Origin of the sequence: Oceanobacillus sp. FSL K6-3682 (assembly GCF_037976165.1) — a bacterium.
Taxonomy (GTDB): Bacteria; Bacillota; Bacilli; order Bacillales; family Amphibacillaceae; genus Oceanobacillus; species Oceanobacillus sojae.
This window is the reverse complement of sequence record NZ_CP150263.1, coordinates 1,905,727-1,924,321: the sequence shown is the minus strand read 5'-3', so window position 1 is coordinate 1,924,321 and position 18,595 is coordinate 1,905,727. Positions and strand designations below refer to the sequence as shown.

The following is an 18,595-nucleotide window of genomic DNA, read 5'->3' as shown; positions in this document are numbered from 1 at the left end:
GGCTTGAAGTTCAAAAGCTTTATGAACTTTAAGCAAGATTAATAAAATAATTTTTAAGAAAATTTAAATTTATCTATTTACATATAACGTCATATGATGTAATATACAAATAACATGATGTTATATTACATCATAAAATTAAGGAGGTGTAATTTACGGTTTTTGGTAAACGGTTACATTATAGGTGTGCAAAAAAAGAGGAGGAATTTTATTTATGAAAAAAGAACATGTGGAACAGATTCAAAAAGCAATTAAAGCAATTGAAGAACGACAAATCGACAATATATTCTTTGTAGCATGTGGCGGATCGATGGCATCATTATCAACTGGTGAATACTTTATTTCCAAAGATACTGCTGTACCGGCATTTGTCTATACATCAAACGAATTTATTCATCGTTCACCAAGAGCATTGGGTGAAAATAGCTTAGTTATCTTACGTTCACATTCCGGGGAAACTCCCGAAACTGTTGAAGCTTCATCATTCGCCCGTAAAAAAGGTGCATTAACCATTGCGATTTCTATGGAAGTAGAATCCCCACTTTGCCAGAATGCAGAGTACATCCTTCATTACAATTATAAAGATGGCTCAGATGCGATTGATGGCGAACTTGGTATTTTTTACACTTTACTTTTCAGAATACTTAAATTAATTACAGATAATGAAAAATATAAGCGGGCAGAAAAGCAGCTTGAAAACCTTGGCTCTTTAATTGAAAAAAATCAGGAAAAATTCAAAAAAGCTGCTGATCAATTTGGAAGAAAGAATAAACGTGAGAAATTAATTTATACAATGGCGAGCGGGGTTTACTATCATCAGGCATATTCATTCACTAGTTGTCTACTAATGGAAATGCTTTGGATTAATTCAAATGCAATACATGCTGGAGAATTCTTCCATGGTCCATTTGAAGTAACAGACTATGATGTTCCTTTCTTGCTGGTTGTTGGTGAAGGGCCAAGTACTCCACTTGATTTAAGGGCATTAGATTTTGCTGAGAAGTTCAGTGATAAAGTAGAAGTTGTTGATATTCGTGAGTTAGATTACGATGGTATTGATCCGGACTTAAAAGAGTATTTTGGAAGCGCTTTATCAGGCTCTGTTCTACGCCTTTATGCAGACGGATTAGCTGAACACACCGGTCACCCTCTATCTGTGAGACGTTATATGTGGAAAATGGATTATTAAGAATAAAATGTTTGAGAAAAGATAAAAATATATTATTTTTATCTTTTCTCTAAACACTATCTATTAAAAATCTAGTATAAAAATGGGGCGAGAGAATGAAAAAAAGAATTGGTTGTCTAATAGTCGTATTGCTACTCACTGGCATCCTGGCTGCTTGTGGTTCTAACTCTTCCAATGAGGCGGAATCAAGTGGGGATGAAGTAGTTATTGACTTCTTTCATCGTTGGCCAAATGAACCAAGAAAATCTTTCTATGATCAAAAAATTAAAGAATTTGAAGAAGCCAATCCAAACGTAAAAATTAACGTTGATTCAGTTCTGAACGATTCCTACAAAGAGAAAGTACGTGTTCTTGTTTCAAACGATGACCTGCCAGACATCTTTTCTTCCTGGTCTGATACTTTTGCTGAAAACCTTGTTAGTTCGGGCAGAATCAAACCATTAACTGACCTGATTGAAAGTGACTCGGATTGGAGCGGTAAAATTATTGAATCGCAATACGAAGGGTTCACCTTTGATGACACAACGTATGGTATACCATTTACCATTGATGGAAAAGCCTTTTTCTACAATAAGGAAATTTTTGAAGAAGTAGGCGTCGATGCGCCTGAAACCTATGATGAATTCATTGAAGTTCTTGATGAACTGCAAGCAGCAGGCTATGAGACACCGCTTGTGGAAGGTTTAACAGATGCTTGGGCAATCTCACATTATATGGGAACTATTTTTCACCGTGTAGTAGAACCGGAAATCTTAGCACAAGACTATAATCCAGAAACTGCGGCATTTACAGATGAAAGTTATATTAAAGGATTGGAAATCTTTCAAGAACTGACTACCTATATGGGCGAAGTTTCCACAGCGATCGATCATGAAGCTGCACGTAATATGTTTTCCGCCGGTGAAGTACCTGTCCTTTACATGCAATTTGCAGAAATTTTAATGGTAGAAGATGCAGGAGATGTGGATTTTGGGTTCTTTAATTTTCCAGAAGTAACCGATGGAAATGGCAGTGCTGATTCCTTAACTGGTGCTCCAGAAGGCTGGATGTTAAGCGAAAATGCTCCAAAAGAAGCTGAGGAATTTTTAAAATTCTTAACTTCTGAAGAAACAGCTGCTGAATTTACAGAAGTAGACGGACAGTTAAATGCGATTGAAGGCGGGGTAACGGAAGAAAATGCAAACCCAACGAGCTACGAGGCATACCAAATTGTTTTAGATTCCTCCGAAACAGCCCCTTGGTTTGATAATGCTGTCGATATTACCACCGCTGATATCTTTATGCGCGGAGGACAAGATTTAGCGATTGGTCAAACAACACCAGAGCAAATAATAGAAGAAGTTCAAAGTCAAGTTGCAAATTAAAAGGAAACAACAATTAAATAGCTTGCCCTGACATCTGAATGTCGGGGCTTTCCACTTATTTTGAAAAGGAAAGTAGGTTTAATTTATGAAGAAAAAATTTCCTTTAACACCTATTTTATTTTTACTACCTTCTGTTTTCTTTTTAGCTGTTTTCATTTATATACCATTAGTACAAAATTTTTATAACAGCTTTTTTGATTTTAATGTATTTTCCAATTCGAAGGAATTCGTTGGGCTAGCACAAATAAAAAAGCTCTTTCAAGATGACATAGTTATGGTTTCTATCATGAATAACTTTAAGTATGCGATTATATCAGTGATTTTCCAAATTTTCTTTGCATTAATTTTAGCAAGTATTTTAGAAGATAAACTATTTCGGAAAGTCGCTCCTACGCTAAGAGTAATCTATTTTATTCCGGTAATGATATCTATTTCCGTAATTGCTCTGCTATTCAGTTTTATTTATAATCCGCAAATGGGATTATTAAATAGTTTTCTTGAGCTGGTGGGTTTGGATACATGGGCGCGTCCGTGGCTTGGAGACTCGACTTCAGCTATTTATAGTGTTATTGCGATGTCTCAATGGCAAAGCATCGGTCTGATCACCATGCTTTTTATTGTAGCTATCCAAAAGATTCCTAACGAATTATATGAAGCTGCTGATATAGACGGTGCCGGACGGATTCGAAAATTTTTCAGTGTTACACTTCCCCAGGTAAAAGAAACGATGTTTGTAAATTTATTAATTACCGTTACTGGATCCATACTAGTTTTCAATGAACCATTTATTTTAACAAATGGCGGTCCTGGAAACAGCTCCATGACACTCGCAGTGCATATGTATCAAACAGGATTCTCCAGAGACAATATGGGGTACGCGTCAACAATCGCAACACTTACCTTTCTTTTATCTGCCATTTTTGCATTAATTCAAATTAAAGTGTCTAAGACCGGAAAGGAAGATTGATAATGAAAGAGAATATAAATTCAAAGCAATATTCCAATTCCCGTCAGAAAGAGCCTAAATCTGCAAAAATCCAAACAAGAATATTTAAATACAGTACATTAATTGGCCTCGGGATTTTTGCATTAATCATTCTTTACCCGCTGTTTTGGATGTTGATTTCTTCATTTAAGAGCTATGAAGAAATTTACTCTGATGTATGGAATCTGCCAGGCACCTGGAATTTTTCAAACTACACATTAGCCTGGGAGCAAGGTATACAAAATTACTTTATAAATAGTCTTTATGTAACAGGTTTTGCTATCCTAATTACCGTCACAATCGGTTCGATGGCAGCATTTACTTTATCCCGTTACCACAATCGCTGGATTGACATAGCACTGTTGTTTATCATCGGTGGACTAATGATGAATCCGCAAGTAGCGTTAATTCCATTGTTTGAGATATTAACATTTTTTAATTTAATCGATACACGCTGGGCATTAATTTTAACTTATGTCGCATATCGATTACCTTTAACTATCATTCTTATTCGGGCGTTTTTCTTAACTGTTCCAAAAGAACTTTCTGAGTCAGCTTTATTGGATGGATGCAGTGAATTTGGTATCTATCGGAGAATTTATCTGCCTTTATCCATTCCTGTAGTTGTTACAACAGTTATTTTAAATGCATTCTTTGCCTGGAATGAGTTTTTATTTGCTACAGTATTTATCAACTCCAGTGATTTAAAAACAATTCCATCCGGCTTAATGGTTTTTCGTGACGCATTAAGAACCGACTGGGGTGTGCTGTTGTCAGGTATGGTTATTGCTTCCATACCAATGATTATTCTATTAATTTTTTTACAAAAATACTTAGTAAGAGGGCTTGCAGAAGGTTCTGTGAAAGGATAGTGAAAAATGAAATTAATTACTATTGGAGATAATGTAGTGGACTGTTATTTAGACCGAAAAGAGTACTTCCCGGGCGGAAATTGTGTCAATGTAGCCGTAAATGCCAAACGCAATAGGGCTGAAGAAGTTGCCTATATCGGTATTTTTGCAAATGATGCTCCTGCCAAGCATCTGCAATTTGCGTTAAAGCAAGAAGGAATTGATTATCATTATTCCCGGATTGCTGCTGGTATTACAGGGCAACCAAAAGTAAATCTGTCTCCTGATGGAGATCGTATTTTTGTAGGCGGTCCAAAAAACACAGTACAGCATCGTTTTAAAATTCAGCTCACCCTAGAGGAATTGGATTATATTCGGCAATTTGATTTATGCCATGTGAGCTGTTATTCATCAATGGAAAGCGAGCTTCCAAAATTAGCTGAAGTGATTAAAATTGCTTATGACTTCTCTGATAATAAAGCGTTAGATTATATTGAATCTATTGCTCCATATATTTCCTATGCATTCTTTTCAGCTGCAGAGTTGTCAGAAGATAATTTGGAAACTTTCATTTCTTCTATACAAGCATTTCAGTTTGAAGTGATTGTTATTACCAGAGGCGGCAATCCAGCTATCGTTATTTCCAAGCAGGGTCGGTTCTATCAAAAGCTGAATAAAATTAATGTGATTGATACAATGGGAGCAGGAGATAGTTTTATAGCGGGTTTTTTAACGTCATATATAGAGAATAAAAATATCTTATCAGCAATCGAACAAGGTACGAAATCAGCTGAAAATACGTGTCAAGTCTATGGTGGCTTTGGTTATCCTCAACCTTTGATTGATTAGTTAACGAATACCCTAGTTTGATGTATAATGTAAGAGAATACTTACATTATAGGAGCTAATTTTATGAAGGAAGATAATTTGAACGGCGGGCAAAACTATTTGTACGAAGAAATTATGACAGGAATTAAGGAATATATTAATGAAAATCAACTCCAGCCCGGAGATCGTATCCCTACTGAAAAAGAATTAGGCAAGTTATTTAAAGCCAGTCGCATTTCTATTAGACGAGCAATCAAAGAGCTTGTAGATGAAGGTGTATTGAAGATTATTCATGGGAGAGGAACCTTTGTAAACAAGAAGCGTAAAGAAATACATCTGCTGCATTTGCAAGGGTTCTCTGAAGGTCTGACGTCAGATAATGATAAGATATCAAAAGAGATTGTTTCTATGAAAAAAATAAGTAACAATAAAAAAGTAAACAGTATATTTGAGAATAAATATACTGAGTTTATTGAGCTTATCCGCAAAGTATATCGTAACGACCAAATTTTAAGTATGGATTATGCTTATCTTCCGACTGCTATTTATCCAAATATAGAAGATAAAATAAAAAAAGAAAGCTCAACTTTTAAAATTATTCACGATGATTATAGAATTGCATTTAAAACAGTTAAGAAAGAACTGGAAATTGTTCCGGCTACGGAAGAATTGCAAAAACATCTTAACATCAGTAGATTAACGCCACTTATATTAGTAGAAAAAATTATTTATAACGAACATCATCAACCTGTGCATTACTCCGAGTACTACCTTATCTCAGATACTGTCAAATTAAGAATTGAAAATAACTTACCTTAGTCTACAGCTTAGAAATGCCAAATTATTTTGTTTATAAGGCAGGAGCTATCAATATGGTAAAGTTTGATCAGTAAAATAAGCAATGGTTAGTTAAAATTTTCAGTAAAACCATTGCTTATTTTATATCACTATTTTTATCAATCTGATTGGATAGTAATCAAACTGATCTGACTCTGATTAAGAAATCTTATCGGTAACGCAGAAGTTCCCAATCCGCTGTCAATATATAAATAACGCTCATCGCCTAATGGATATATCCCCTTCTGCAATTCCGGCAATAGTCCCTCATCCGGAGCAACAAGCGCTCCTATAAATGGCAATCTTACCTGCCCTCCATGTGTATGACCGCTTAGTACGATATCAGCATCAACATCAGGATATTTTTGAACAACGATTGGAGCGTGGGAAAGTAAGATAGTATATTTATCTGTATCTAAATCAGCAAAGGCCAAGGTCATATCTTCATGCTCTGTGGATACATCACTCACACCAACTATATTAAATAGCTGGCCGTTTTTTTCAAATTGCGTATTTTCATTACTTAGAGTGATAATCCCTCTGTCCTTTAATCCAGCTAAAAATGCTTCTTTTTCAAGATTTTCATGCTCGTGATTACCAGTGACAAAATACGTATCCGGGTTTATCCGCACTAATTCTTCTGCAAGCTGATAAGCTATCTCCAGATTTTCTGTTTTCCGGTCAATTAAATCACCTGTTAAAACAATGATATCAGCATCAAGTTCCTTCACTTTTTCAAGTACTGCACTGTTCTCTGCCCCAAATACATGGCTATGTACATCTGTTATTTGCAGTATCTTCAGCTCTGTGCCTTCCTCCAGCTTGTCACTTTGAAACTGCTCTTTATTTATCTTAAATGTAGCAGTATCAAAATATATTTTAATAGTTACTAACAGCATTGCCAGCAGCAGAACAATAAAAATAATCCACTTTCTTAAACCGCTTTTGATTTTTGTTTTTTTCTTCATCAACTCTTAACCTCTTTATCCATCTATCTTTTAGATTACTCCCACAATTATACATCAAATTATCTATGTATATAGAAAGAGAAAGTTTATAATGTTAGCTTTCTCCAATAAAAAACACCAGTATCTTTATTATACTGATGTTTTAATATTTTTAGGAAAATAATTTTTTTAAATAATATGGCATTTGCTTTCTCCACCAGATCCAATCATGAGAAACATCTTCGCCCCACTCATCAAACCAGGCTGGAATTTGCTTTTCTTCAAAAGCTTCTTTTAACGAACGGTAAGAAGGCAGACCATCCTGCTCCCAGTCACCTAATCCTGTACACATTATAATATTGGCAGAGCGGTAACGGTCGATAAACCAGCCATCATTTTGATTCCAGATATAATCACTTGGTGAATTTTCATATACGAGCGGATCATTTCCATAATCTCCAAAAAAGAAACGTGCATCATATACACCGCTAAGCGCAACCATTGTTTGAAATACATCCGGATGTCTCAGGAAAAAGTTCAGCGCATGATAAGCACCCATACTGCATCCTGTTGTCATCATTGGATCAAACCAGTTTGTTTTATGTTTAATAAATGGAACTGCTTCTGAAATCACATAACGCTCATATGCCTCATGTGCAAGTGCACGATCATGCGGAGACTTTGAATCATGCAGCCAGCTTTCACTGTCTACACTGGCTAGTGCAAAAAATTGCACTTTACCTGCTTCAATAAATTCCTGGCATGCATCAATCATCCCGAAATCATAATATTCAAAATGCGTTCCGCCAGATGATGGAAAAACAATAATCGGCATACCACTGTGTCCATATCTGTTTAACGGCATCTCACGCCCTAACTCTCCGCTCCAATGACTTAACTGTTCCATATGCATAGTCAAATCCCCTGTCTATGTTCTTTATTTTTTTCGTTCATGCACAAAGCGGGTGATTTCATCCACTTCTGTCTCTGTATCCGCATTGATGGCATAAAATTGATTTCCTTGAAGATGAGCGAATGCTTCTGGTATACGCTCGGCAAACTTTACCCTGTCCCCAAATTTATCACGGATTGTTTTTGTATCATTTTGGTATTGATAGGCATCACGCTGTGTAACTCCAATACAATATTGGTTTGGAACATCCGGTTCCTTAAACTCTCCTCCAGTTACCAATGAAGCATACTGCGCAAATAAATCGATGGAGTAGGCATAGTTATACATATCAATTGTATAACCTCCAGCCAGACGATTATTATATTCAAGTGCTACATAATCTCCATTTTCCAATTGAAAAAACTCAATATGGAAAAAACGTTCCTTCATTCCAAAGGTTTTTACAATTGCCCGTCCATATTCTTCAAGCTTCGGATCAATTTCTTTTTGAATCACATAAAATAAATCCAGCTGACCTTGGACAAGCTCCAGCGTTGGTACATTATATGTAAAGCTTGTCTGAAAAACAATATTTCCTTTTTGATCAGTTAACCCATCAAATGTGCAAAGCTTTCCACCTTCAACATAAGGCTCCAGAAAATAAGCTGTTGCTTCCTTCCATTCTTCTTCAAAACGATGTACATCATCTTTCGAACTCAGTTTAAATGTAGCGGCAGAACCAACTCCATTATCCGGTTTCGCAATAACTGGCAGACCCAATTTTTCAACGGCTTTCGCTAAATCCTTTTTGTTTTTGACAACGCGCCCCTCTACCACTGGTACACCAGCTTTTTTGAACAGTTTCTTCATTTCTGATTTAAATTTTACTTTTTTTAGGTCTTTTGATTTATTTCCAAATACATTAAATTGCTCACGAAGCTTGGCATCAAGCTCTAACCAGTGTTCATTATTCGATTCAATCCGGTCAATGGGACCATGTTTATAAAATAAAAATGCAACAGCGCGTTTCACTTCGTCAACATCTTCCAAATCATTGACACGATAATACTCTGTCAGTGATTTTTGTAATTCAGAGCCTAATTGATCATACGGCTCTTCACCAATTCCTAACACGTTGACACCTGCATCGTTTAAACGGTGGGCAAAGGGCTGAAAATTATTGGGATAATATGGTGATATCAAAATATAATTCATCATAAAACTCCTTTCCTGATTCCCGCAATAATCAGTAGTTTAATTGTTAAAATACCATTTTTTCAATTTAAAATCAATCTAATTTTTCGAAAATTGTCAAAATAGATGAATAAATGTAGTTATACATTACATTTGTATATTATCTGCCGTCCAAGACCAGCTAAATATTGGATGGCAGATGTTTTTTATCAATATTTTATACACATATTTCTTAAGACCATTTCTCACTGAGGAATCGGAAACATTCCGGCAAATGCCTTGACCAGGCTTCTTCATTATGCTCTTCATCCGCAAAAATATTTAAATGAATATTATCAATGGGAATATTGCCTTTAACCAGCTGCTTATAATATTTCAGTGAACAATCAATATACGCCTGCTTCATATTCCCATACATTAACTGCCGGTCAGCATCATCACCCTCTTGCGTGCCAACTTGAATATACACACGTTGTTCATGGTCCAAAGGCTCTCTATCAATATAGTGATCAAAAGCTGTGCTTGTAATCCAATTTGCCAGTGAAAAAATACCAAGACAGCCAATTTGGTCTTTATATTCAATCCCCATAAAAGCAGAAATATTTCCACCTAGAGAACTGCCAATCATCGCTGTATGATATTTATCAGACTTAGTCCGGTAATGTTGATCAATAAAAGGCTTCACAACTGTCATGATAAACTCAGCAAATTCAGCACCTCTTCCCCCTAATTCAATATCCTCAGGGAGAGGACTTTCTGTAATTTTCCAGGGTGTATATTCATTTATGCGATCCTGCTCACCGTTGTCTATGCCGACAATAATCATCTTTGGCAAATCAGGATTTCGTTTTATTGCAGGGATAACCTTCCATGAATAACCGCTATAGGCTTCACTGCTGTAAAAAACATTTTGTCCATCATGCATATAAACAACGGGATAGTGCCTATTCTTTTCTTTACCATAATTCTTTGGCAATAGCACGCGTATCCGGCGCTTGTCATTTTTATAATTCATAGCCAGCTCGTGTGTTTCCAATTTCAAATAAAAATAGGAGTGTCTCATTTCAAATTCCTCATTCCATCAAGATTCTTTGAATCTCATTTCTTTATCCCGCATAATTTTGATGAGATGAATAATCAAATGCTGCTATTCCATTTCATTAAATTTCTGCGAATAGTTCTCAATCTCCCCCATAGAGGATTCAATTTCAGTAATACTCAGCTGATTTTCTTCTAAGGATTGCTGTATATGACTGCTGTTCTCTGAAATAAGTGTCATTGATTCAGAAACCCGGCTTAAAATATCTTCTGTTTTCGCCGTTTGTTCACGGACTGCTCTTACTTCCTCCTGTGTTTCCTTAATTGCTTCTCGACTATTTGCAACTTGTTCATTCGTTTCAAGGATTAAATCACTTACTTCTGCCACAGCTGCTGCCGATTGTACAGCCAGCTTACGGACCTCTTCTGCCACCACTGCAAACCCTTTACCCTGTTCTCCTACTCTGGCAGCCTCAATGGACGCGTTTAATGCTAACAGATTTGTCTGTCCGGCGATAGATTCAACGATAGAAATAACAGATTTAATTTTCTCAGCACTGTTTGTTAACTGCTCCAGCCTCTCCACAACAAGCACCATCTGATTATCTAAATTGGACATTCCTGTATTCGTTGTCTTCGTTTGCTCCATTCCAAGCTGCGCTGACTGGCTTGTTGCAGCAGCGATTTCTTCCCCTTGTCTGGAAATCTGATTTATCCGGTTTGCCTGACTGACCATTTTCATCACAGATTGGTTAGTCTCTGTTGATAAATAGCCTAATCTTTCTGCTGTTTCTTTCATTGAGCTTATTAAATTCTGGTTCTTTTCATCCATAATTGCTCTTTTTTCTTCTGTATCTATCTCAAAAGCTTCCAGAACGATCTGCTGTTCGAAATTTAACAGCTTATTTGTCACTTGAACAGCATGGAGAAAGTTTTCCTTATCCTTATATGTATCAGCTAACAGTATAGAAATTTGAAAGAAAATCTCTTGAAATGAAGCAATATACCATTTTGGCTTCAACCCAATATGAACGTGAACTTTAGCAATTCTGCGGCGTTTATCAATAAAATCTTGATTTATTTCCCCTGAAAACATCTCGATAACATGCCTTGTCAGTGTTTGTTTTAAACGGCTGATCGAACTATTTGTTTCAATAATTCCTATTAATTCAGGGACTAAAGATAAATTATCGTAGAAAGCATCTATAATTGTTTCTATATTTTCTTTGATAATAGGCTGCAGTAACTTCGCAACAGCCAGATCCTGTTCTGTTATTTTTGATATTTGCAATTGTAAGGTTAAATCCATTTGCTGCAGCTCATCTAAAACTACATTCACCTCTTTACTGCTTTCCAATAAATTTCCCTCTGTCACATCTTTCCGAAAAATACTCCTCATCCAAACCACTCCCGATGTTTATTCTACAAACTAACATTGCCTTCCATGCTGTAAATCCTTGAGAAAACGTCAATACACCGGTAATCTTACAGAGTGATTAATCATGCTTACAAAAATAATTACAAGCTGTTAATACGCACTTTTATTACCAGAATTCTTTATTTCTCTTTAAAGGAAAAATTCACCATACGTATATGTTTTAGTTCCTGCTAATTTATTCATTAATATTCCCTTTATTTAAGTAAAACCTTTATCCCTTTATTTAAATGCTATTATACAGGATTTAAGTGAAAAAATGCGCTTCATTATCTAAAATAAATATTTCTTAAAAGAAAATAAACCGAAAGAACTACAGTTAATCCTTTTTTATTTCCTTATTAAAGAAAATGAATAATTTCATAGGTGCTTGTAAACATTTTTTGTACGATAGTTTCTTACTATCGATAAAATCCTTTTATACAAAAAAGGGCACCGAATTTCAAAACGGTGACCCTCTTACAAATTTATTTAATTTGCCTGTCCAAATTTCATTTACAGGTTCTAACTATTCTTCCTGCGGTTTTTCAGCATAGGTTATTTCAGGATCTTCATTATTCGCGTCAAGCGCTTCTTTAATCGCTTTACGTAAATCACGTTCTACAGCCCATTGCTCCATGGATTCTGTTTTTGCAATAATCCGTAAAGTTATTTCCGCTGAACCAAATGTTTGCACACCAAGTACATCCGGCCCCTCTACAATCTTAGAGTTCTTTTCTTTCATTTCATCGCACACTGTTTGCAATATACTAACCGCATTATCAATATTGTCACTATATGGAATTGCTATATCTACAAGAGCCTGCATATTTCCACGGGAGTGATTGCTTAAAGAGCTGACCTCTCTGTTCGGTACATAGTTTAAAGTACCATCAAAGCTCCGTATTTGCATGGTACGCAGACCAACTTCTTCGACAACACCATCATATCCGGCAGCTGTAACATAATCACCGACATCAACCTGCTTCTCTAACAACAGGAAAAAGCCTGTAACAATATCACTAACCAGCCCTTGAGCCCCAAACCCGATAGCCAGACCAACAACACCAGCCCCGGCAATCAATCCTGTAGCGTTAATATCAAAAATACCGAGTACAACTACTAATGTTACGAAAAATAAAACATACGAAAAGGCACTGATTGTTAAGGACTGTAAGGTTTTTGTTCTGCCAGCCGACATTTTCTTCTTAACCTGTGCTTTGGAAAATGAATTTCGAATAAATCTCTTTCCAATAGCCCGTGCAATATAAAATACAATAAGTGTTACTATCAATTTTAAAATTATTAAACCCGCATTTAATAGAAGCTGCTCCCAATTTATATTTTCTATCCAATCCAATTCCATCATCTCCTCTTTACTACTGCTCTCAATGATTGATGATTATATCAAATGAAGAATCCAATGTAAAATAAGAAAAGATTCAGTACTAGTAATTCTCAAAATAAAATCTGCTGTCTTTTAAATGAAATTCATTACTATAAATCCAAGGTATAAAAAGAGTTTTTCCTAATCTTACATGGGTAATCAAATTATTTTCTTTTAAATCCCTAAAGACTTTATTACTTTAGTATGATAAAATATTAATTCATTAAATAATTATCACATTGAAACTATCTACCTGGGGGAATTCTCTTGAAAAATATTGCTATCATAGGTAGCTCGGGCGGCAACCTGTACAATTTAGGCGGAAAAAATCCAAGAAAATTATTAGATGAAATTAAAAATCAATGTCATGCTGCAGATTTCAACATTGCTGCTATTCAATTTATCGCTTCAGAAGTGTCTATGGATCAAGCAAAAGCAGACTCGAAAACATCCCTTTTTAGTATAGATGAAAATGGACAAATGACTCAAAGCCCTGCAAATACATTAGAAAAAATAAATGAACAAGCAAAAAAGGCAGACGAACAGATAGCTGCTCTTATTCTTAATAAAACAGTAGATGGGTTAATCGTCATGAGTGCTGACGCAGAAAATGCTAATCAACAAGTCATTGACACAGCAGTCAAGATGAATATTCCAATCGTTGGCACAGGCGGAACATCCATGGCGATAATCAGTGCAAAAGGTGCGAACGTTATAGCTCAATCTGGAACAACTGGTACTACAAATCGAACTCGAGCTATCTCTTTCGTGGCGGCTTTGGCTAAATATTGGGATGTAAAATATAAACCAACCATCGGTGATGCAAATAAAGCGGATGCGGAAAACAGCGGGAGCATCTGGAAAAACATTAATATTCGCGGCATCATGGTTTCTGCATTGCCAGGTTTTATTGCGATGGCTCTAGTTCTTGCACTAAGTAAGGTCCCTCTATTTAGCAGTCTGCAAGATATTTTTGATATTATGATTGGAGCACTGCCAATTATTATTGCAGTAATTGCAGCTAAACAAGTGTCTAATTTAGGAGAAGTCTCCATTGTAGCTGGAGTTATAGCTGGTGTGCTATCTGTAGACGGCGGAATTATTGGCGGTATCATTGGCGGTATTTTAGCCGGTGTTTTTGTGCATTATTTCTTCCTGAAATGTATTAGCTGGAAATTTCCGATGACAACCGTCAATATCGTTACTGGAGGAATAGCAGGTTTACTGGCAGGTCTATTAGTCTACTTTTTATTCGCACCAATCGCATTGTTTATCGGCGATGGAATTAAAATTGCTATCGAATCAACAATTGCATTTAACCCGATTCTAGCAGGTCTATTAGGCGGTTTGCTTATTTGGCCAGCTATTTTAGGAGGAATATACCATGCTGCTATTCTGCCAATCGTATTACTTGAAATGGAAAAAACAGGAGTAAGTTTCCTGGGTGCTATTGATATGGTTGGTCTGGTTATGGTATCGGCCGGAATTAATCTAGCAAATATCATTGCTCCAAGAGAGAAAGGGGAAGCGGCTGCTGCAACTCCAGGTTTCTTAATCAATATGGGATTCGGAACATTTGTGGAAGCGGCATATCCGTTCATGTTCTCTAATAAAATTGTCTTTGCCGGTGCAATTCTATCTGCCGGAGTCGGTGGTGCACTAGTCGGTTTATTCGATGTACGCGGAACAGCCTACGTTCCGACATTCACCACACCTTTTTTATCTGATAATCCTCTGGGGTTTGTGATTGCCATGCTCGCAGCATTTATATTATCCTTCGCCATTACATTGATTGCAAATAAGAAAAAGAGAAGAGAAATATGAATTATTCCTCTTCTCTTAACTTATTTTGCTATTTTTTCTATCCTTCTTGTAAAACAAGAAACCAAATTTTCTGGTTAACAGCTGCTATCTTTTCTGTTAGTAATGTATTCCTTTACCCAGCCATTTTGCAGCTGCCTCAAACATAGCCTCTGATAAAGTTGGATGCGGAAATACCATATCCTCCAGCTCTTCCATGGTTCCTTCTAAGTACATAAAGGAGGTTGCCTGACTGATCATTTCAGTTACATGTGCTCCCGCCATCACGACACCGAGAATTTCTCCGTATTTTTTCTCGGAAATTATCTTCATAAATCCATTGTTTTCCGAGGAAGCAATTCCTTTTCCATTGGCAGCTAAGTCTACTTTTTGAGACATCACCTGGTAACCTTTGGCCTTAGCCTGCTCCTCAGTCATACCGACACTTGCGATTTCAGGAAAAGTATAAATACAGCGCGGCATGATGAAATCCTTTTTATTATTTTCTCCCAGAATATGATTAACTGCCCGGATACCTTCTTCACTTGCTGCATGAGCAAGCTGATATCCCCCGATTAAGTCCCCGATAGCATAAATTCCTTCTATAGAGGTCTGCATGTTATCATCCACTTTTACAAACTTACCATCATAATCAACAGAAAGATTATCTAAACCGATCAAATTAGGCTCTCGACCAACAGAGACCAGCACGCCATCTGTTTCCATACTTGTTTCCTTCCCGTTCTTTTCTATTTGCACCTTGGTCTTTTCATTCTTTTTAAACGAATGTACCTTAGTACTTGTATGAATGAGTATCCCTTTACCTTTCAGCTCTTTTTCCAGAAAATTAGATGCTTCCTTATCCTCTGCCGGAATAATACGATCTGCCATTTCAATAATTTCAATTTTTGTACCCAGGCTATGAAAAATACAGGCAATTTCCAGCCCAATTACACCGCCCCCGACAATCGTTAAATGACCGGGTACTTGGTCTATATCAAAAATGGTATCACTTGTATGGTAAGGTATGTCTGAAAGCCCGGGAAGGTTTGGAACAAAGGGTTTTGAGCCATTTGCCAAAATAATTGATTCTGCTTCCAGCTTTTCTGTTTTTTCTTCCATATCCACAGAAATTATTTTTTGATTATCGACTGTTCCATAACCATTATATAACTTAATTTTATTTGCTTTTATCAAGTTGTTGATTCCGTTACGAAGCTGACCGATAACCTGATTCTTTCTTTCAACCATCGTATTTAAATCAAATGAAAATGAATCGATTTGAATACCGAACTTTTTCGCATCTTTTACTTGATTAATTACTTCAGCATTTCTCAATAATGTTTTAGAAGGGATACAACCACGGTTTAAACAGGTTCCTCCTAATTCTCTACCTTCTACCAGTGCCACTGACAGGCCCAGCTTTGCAGCACGGATTGCTGAAACATATCCTCCGGGGCCCCCGCCAACTATTGCTACATCAAATTTCGTCATTTACTCAGCTCCTTAAACTAATAAACTATAAGGATTTTCAAGATTTGTTTTTAAATTGGTTAAAAATGCAGCAGCCGGTGCGCCATCAATTGCCCGATGATCAAAGGATAGGCTAAGAACCATCATTGGACGTACTGCTAACTCTCCATCAACTGCAACGGCTTTTTCTGTAATTCTTCCTACACCGAGAATGGCTGTTTCTGGTCCATTAATAATCGGTGTAAAAGCATCAATGGCGTACATTCCTAAATTACTGATCGTAAATGTACTTCCCCGCATTTCATCAGGCTTTAGTTTATTTTCTCTTGCTTTTCTGCCTAATTCTTTACTAATCTGCGTTAATTCCGCAAGTCCTTTTTGATTTACATCCTTAATAGAAGGAACAATTAACCCATTTTCCACCGCAACTGCAAGTCCGATATTCACTTCCTTATTCATCACAATCTCGTCTCCAATTAAAGAAGCGTTTAATTCAGGATGCTTGCAAAGTGCGCTGGCAACAGCTTTTATAATGACTTCTGTAAAGGACAAACGATATCCCGTGTCTTTTTCGACTACAGGGAGCAATGATTTACGTAACGCAATCACATTTGTCATATCCACATCGCTCGTTAAGGTTACGTGCGGGATGGTTTGTACACTTTCAACCATTTTATCAGCTACTGCTTTACGAAGTCCTTTCAATTTGATCCGCTTCGCTGGAGATGCGACTGGTTCTTGATCTGACACATTGACAGATTCAAGATAAGAAAGTACATCTTGCTTTTCAATTTTCCCACGGGCCCCCGTTCCGGTTATTTGACTTAAATCTACCCCATGATCAGCTGCAATCTTTTCTGCCAGCGGCGTTACGGCTAACCTTCCTTCTGCAATCGCCTGCTCTACATCATGCTGATGCACCCTTCCATTTGGACCAGATCCAGAAATAGCAGATAAGGAAATATCATTTTCCCGGGATACACGACGGGCAGCAGGAGTGGCTCTGATTTTTCCATCATTATTTTCATTCGAATCCGCATTGGCACTTACCGTTTTCCCGGCAGTCTCAACAGAAGAATTGCCTTGACCTTTTTCTTCTGACTCTGTCTCTGCTGCAGGCGCCGGAGGTGAATCAGGGACTTTCTCCCCCGCTTCCCCAATATAGCCGATACAAGCATTCACTTCGACCTCATCATCCACATTAAAATACTTTTTTAGCAATATCCCTTCTTCATACGACTCTACTTCAATATTGATTTTATCCGTCATAATTTCAAATAGAGGCTCTCCCATTTCAACAGAATCTCCCTCTTCCTTAAACCATTGAAGTAAGGTACCCACTTCCATCGTGCTGCTTAGTTTAGGCATAAATATTTCTTTAGCCACTAGAATCCTCCTTTCTATGCTTTATTTAATGTTTCTTTAACTGCCTGAATAATATCTGGAACCTGCGGAACGTGCAGCTTTTCTAATTCCGGATTATATGGAATTGGTGATGGTGCACCGCCCAATCGTTTAATTGGTGCATCTAAATAATCGAATGCTTCACTTTCAGCAATCATACTTGCAATCTCCGCTCCATATCCGCCTCTTTTTACCGCTTCATGAACAACTACCAAACGGGAAGTTTTAGATACAGATTTAATAATTGTCTCTGTATCTAATGGAACCAAAGTGCGCGGATCCACTACTTCTGCACTGATGCCTTCCTTCTCCAGTTCTTCAGCAGCTTCTAAAGCACGATGTACCATAATAGCTGTAGCAACAATCGTTACATCTGTTCCTTCCCGTTTCACATCTGCTTTTCCTAAAGGAATGCTGTATTGTTCTTCCGGTACATCTCCCTTCGTTTTATAAAGCAATTTATGCTCATAAAAAATCACCGGATTATCATCGTCTATAGCTGCTTTTAATAGACCCTTTACATCATGTGCTGTAGAAGGCTGAACCACTTTTAGTCCAGGAATATGAGCTACCCACGCCTCCAAACTCTGCGAATGCTGCGCTGCAGCTCCGGTTCCCGATCCACTTGGCGTACGTAAAACCATTGGAACTTTACCTTTTCCTCCATACATATAACGAATTTTAGCTGCCTGATTCACCATCTGGTCCATGGCAATCGTAATAAAATCAGAGAATTGCAGCTCCAATATCGGACGCATTCCTGTCAAAGCAGAACCAATTGCAGCGCCGGCGATACCTGACTCACTGATTGGTGTATTACGCACACGTTCAGGGCCAAACTCCTCAATCATTCCGCGGGTAACTCCAAAAGCACCCCCATATACCCCTATATCTTCACCAAGGATAAAAACATCTTCATTTTCACGCATCTCCTGACTCATTGCTTCACGAACAGCTTCTAAATATGTTATCTCTCTCATTTTTTCTCCTCC

16 protein-coding genes are annotated in these 18,595 nt (G+C 37.1%); 7 read left to right on the top strand and 9 right to left on the bottom strand.

Features of this window, described 5'->3' with window-relative positions; genetic code table 11:
- Positions 1-214: 214 nt before the first annotated feature.
- The 6 genes from MHH51_RS09695 to MHH51_RS09670 all read left to right on the top strand — a co-directional run bounded on the left by MHH51_RS09695 (position 215) and on the right by MHH51_RS09670 (position 6,036).
- Positions 215-1,189: an SIS domain-containing protein gene (locus tag MHH51_RS09695; protein WP_339285825.1), complete on the top strand. Its 975-nt coding sequence runs from the start codon at positions 215-217 to the stop codon at positions 1,187-1,189.
- Between the two features lie 95 nt (positions 1,190-1,284).
- Positions 1,285-2,553, top strand: a complete 1,269-nt coding sequence (locus MHH51_RS09690; protein WP_147208358.1) for an ABC transporter substrate-binding protein — start codon at positions 1,285-1,287, stop codon at positions 2,551-2,553.
- An 85-nt stretch (positions 2,554-2,638) separates the two neighbouring features.
- The gene (locus tag MHH51_RS09685; RefSeq protein WP_147208360.1) at positions 2,639-3,520 is read left to right on the top strand and encodes a sugar ABC transporter permease; all 882 of its coding nucleotides are present in this window, start codon (positions 2,639-2,641) and stop codon (positions 3,518-3,520) included.
- 2 nt (positions 3,521-3,522) lie between these two features.
- A complete protein-coding gene (locus MHH51_RS09680) occupies positions 3,523-4,410 on the top strand; it encodes a carbohydrate ABC transporter permease (RefSeq protein WP_147208362.1) in 888 nt (295 codons plus the stop codon).
- Positions 4,411-4,416: 6 nt separating this feature from the next.
- Complete coding sequence (locus MHH51_RS09675) at positions 4,417-5,238, top strand: PfkB family carbohydrate kinase (RefSeq protein WP_147208364.1); 822 nt, start codon at positions 4,417-4,419, stop codon at positions 5,236-5,238.
- Between the two features lie 63 nt (positions 5,239-5,301).
- Positions 5,302-6,036 carry a GntR family transcriptional regulator gene (locus tag MHH51_RS09670; RefSeq protein WP_339285822.1) on the top strand — a complete coding sequence of 245 codons (735 nt, stop codon included), beginning with the start codon at positions 5,302-5,304 and terminating at the stop codon, positions 6,034-6,036.
- Between the two features lie 137 nt (positions 6,037-6,173).
- Here the strand turns inward: MHH51_RS09670 and MHH51_RS09665 are convergent, their stop codons facing one another.
- The 6 genes from MHH51_RS09665 to MHH51_RS09640 all read right to left on the bottom strand — a co-directional run bounded on the left by MHH51_RS09665 (position 6,174) and on the right by MHH51_RS09640 (position 12,905).
- A complete protein-coding gene (locus MHH51_RS09665; protein WP_339285820.1) occupies positions 6,174-7,022 on the bottom strand; it encodes a metallophosphoesterase in 849 nt (282 codons plus the stop codon).
- 151 nt (positions 7,023-7,173) lie between these two features.
- Positions 7,174-7,914 carry an alpha/beta hydrolase-fold protein gene (locus MHH51_RS09660; protein ID WP_147208370.1) on the bottom strand — a complete coding sequence of 247 codons (741 nt, stop codon included), beginning with the start codon at positions 7,912-7,914 and terminating at the stop codon, positions 7,174-7,176.
- Positions 7,915-7,938: 24 nt separating this feature from the next.
- Positions 7,939-9,108 (bottom strand): ATP-grasp domain-containing protein, encoded by a 1,170-nt coding sequence (locus tag MHH51_RS09655; RefSeq protein ID WP_339285819.1) that lies wholly within the window; start codon positions 9,106-9,108, stop codon positions 7,939-7,941.
- A 211-nt stretch (positions 9,109-9,319) separates the two neighbouring features.
- Positions 9,320-10,150: an alpha/beta hydrolase-fold protein gene (locus MHH51_RS09650; RefSeq protein WP_156985493.1), complete on the bottom strand. Its 831-nt coding sequence runs from the start codon at positions 10,148-10,150 to the stop codon at positions 9,320-9,322.
- Between the two features lie 84 nt (positions 10,151-10,234).
- Positions 10,235-11,524, bottom strand: a complete 1,290-nt coding sequence (locus tag MHH51_RS09645; RefSeq protein ID WP_339285817.1) for a globin-coupled sensor protein — start codon at positions 11,522-11,524, stop codon at positions 10,235-10,237.
- Positions 11,525-12,068: 544 nt separating this feature from the next.
- Positions 12,069-12,905 (bottom strand): mechanosensitive ion channel family protein, encoded by an 837-nt coding sequence (locus tag MHH51_RS09640; protein ID WP_281289811.1) that lies wholly within the window; start codon positions 12,903-12,905, stop codon positions 12,069-12,071.
- A gap of 288 nt (positions 12,906-13,193) precedes the next feature.
- On the opposite strand from MHH51_RS09640, the gene MHH51_RS09635 reads away from it, so the two are divergent.
- On the top strand, positions 13,194-14,750 hold the full coding sequence (locus tag MHH51_RS09635; RefSeq protein WP_339285815.1) for a PTS sugar transporter: 1,557 nt from the start codon (positions 13,194-13,196) through the stop codon (positions 14,748-14,750).
- A gap of 96 nt (positions 14,751-14,846) precedes the next feature.
- On the opposite strand, the gene lpdA is transcribed toward MHH51_RS09635, so the two are convergent.
- The 3 genes from lpdA to MHH51_RS09620 are packed head-to-tail and all read right to left on the bottom strand — an operon-like array spanning position 14,847 to position 18,583.
- Positions 14,847-16,220: a dihydrolipoyl dehydrogenase gene (gene lpdA, locus MHH51_RS09630; protein WP_339285814.1), complete on the bottom strand. Its 1,374-nt coding sequence runs from the start codon at positions 16,218-16,220 to the stop codon at positions 14,847-14,849.
- A gap of 12 nt (positions 16,221-16,232) precedes the next feature.
- Positions 16,233-17,585: a dihydrolipoamide acetyltransferase family protein gene (locus tag MHH51_RS09625; RefSeq protein ID WP_147208381.1), complete on the bottom strand. Its 1,353-nt coding sequence runs from the start codon at positions 17,583-17,585 to the stop codon at positions 16,233-16,235.
- A gap of 14 nt (positions 17,586-17,599) precedes the next feature.
- Positions 17,600-18,583, bottom strand: a complete 984-nt coding sequence (locus tag MHH51_RS09620; protein WP_339285811.1) for an alpha-ketoacid dehydrogenase subunit beta — start codon at positions 18,581-18,583, stop codon at positions 17,600-17,602.
- Between the last annotated feature and the right edge of the window lie 12 nt (positions 18,584-18,595).

What these genes read in the sequence shown, in the direction of transcription:
- MHH51_RS09695 (WP_339285825.1), top strand. Translation starts at nt 215, where the DNA reads ATGAAAAAAGAACATGTGGAACAGATTCAAAAAGCAATTAAAGCAATT.
- MHH51_RS09690 (WP_147208358.1), top strand. Translation starts at nt 1,285, where the DNA reads ATGAAAAAAAGAATTGGTTGTCTAATAGTCGTATTGCTACTCACTGGC.
- MHH51_RS09685 (WP_147208360.1), top strand. Translation starts at nt 2,639, where the DNA reads ATGAAGAAAAAATTTCCTTTAACACCTATTTTATTTTTACTACCTTCT.
- MHH51_RS09680 (WP_147208362.1), top strand. Translation starts at nt 3,523, where the DNA reads ATGAAAGAGAATATAAATTCAAAGCAATATTCCAATTCCCGTCAGAAA.
- MHH51_RS09675 (WP_147208364.1), top strand. Translation starts at nt 4,417, where the DNA reads ATGAAATTAATTACTATTGGAGATAATGTAGTGGACTGTTATTTAGAC.
- MHH51_RS09670 (WP_339285822.1), top strand. Translation starts at nt 5,302, where the DNA reads ATGAAGGAAGATAATTTGAACGGCGGGCAAAACTATTTGTACGAAGAA.
- MHH51_RS09665 (WP_339285820.1), bottom strand. Translation starts at nt 7,022, where the DNA reads ATGAAGAAAAAAACAAAAATCAAAAGCGGTTTAAGAAAGTGGATTATT.
- MHH51_RS09660 (WP_147208370.1), bottom strand. Translation starts at nt 7,914, where the DNA reads ATGCATATGGAACAGTTAAGTCATTGGAGCGGAGAGTTAGGGCGTGAG.
- MHH51_RS09655 (WP_339285819.1), bottom strand. Translation starts at nt 9,108, where the DNA reads ATGAATTATATTTTGATATCACCATATTATCCCAATAATTTTCAGCCC.
- MHH51_RS09650 (WP_156985493.1), bottom strand. Translation starts at nt 10,150, where the DNA reads ATGAGACACTCCTATTTTTATTTGAAATTGGAAACACACGAGCTGGCT.
- MHH51_RS09645 (WP_339285817.1), bottom strand. Translation starts at nt 11,524, where the DNA reads ATGAGGAGTATTTTTCGGAAAGATGTGACAGAGGGAAATTTATTGGAA.
- MHH51_RS09640 (WP_281289811.1), bottom strand. Translation starts at nt 12,905, where the DNA reads ATGGAATTGGATTGGATAGAAAATATAAATTGGGAGCAGCTTCTATTA.
- lpdA (WP_339285814.1), bottom strand. Translation starts at nt 16,220, where the DNA reads ATGACGAAATTTGATGTAGCAATAGTTGGCGGGGGCCCCGGAGGATAT.
- MHH51_RS09620 (WP_339285811.1), bottom strand. Translation starts at nt 18,583, where the DNA reads ATGAGAGAGATAACATATTTAGAAGCTGTTCGTGAAGCAATGAGTCAG.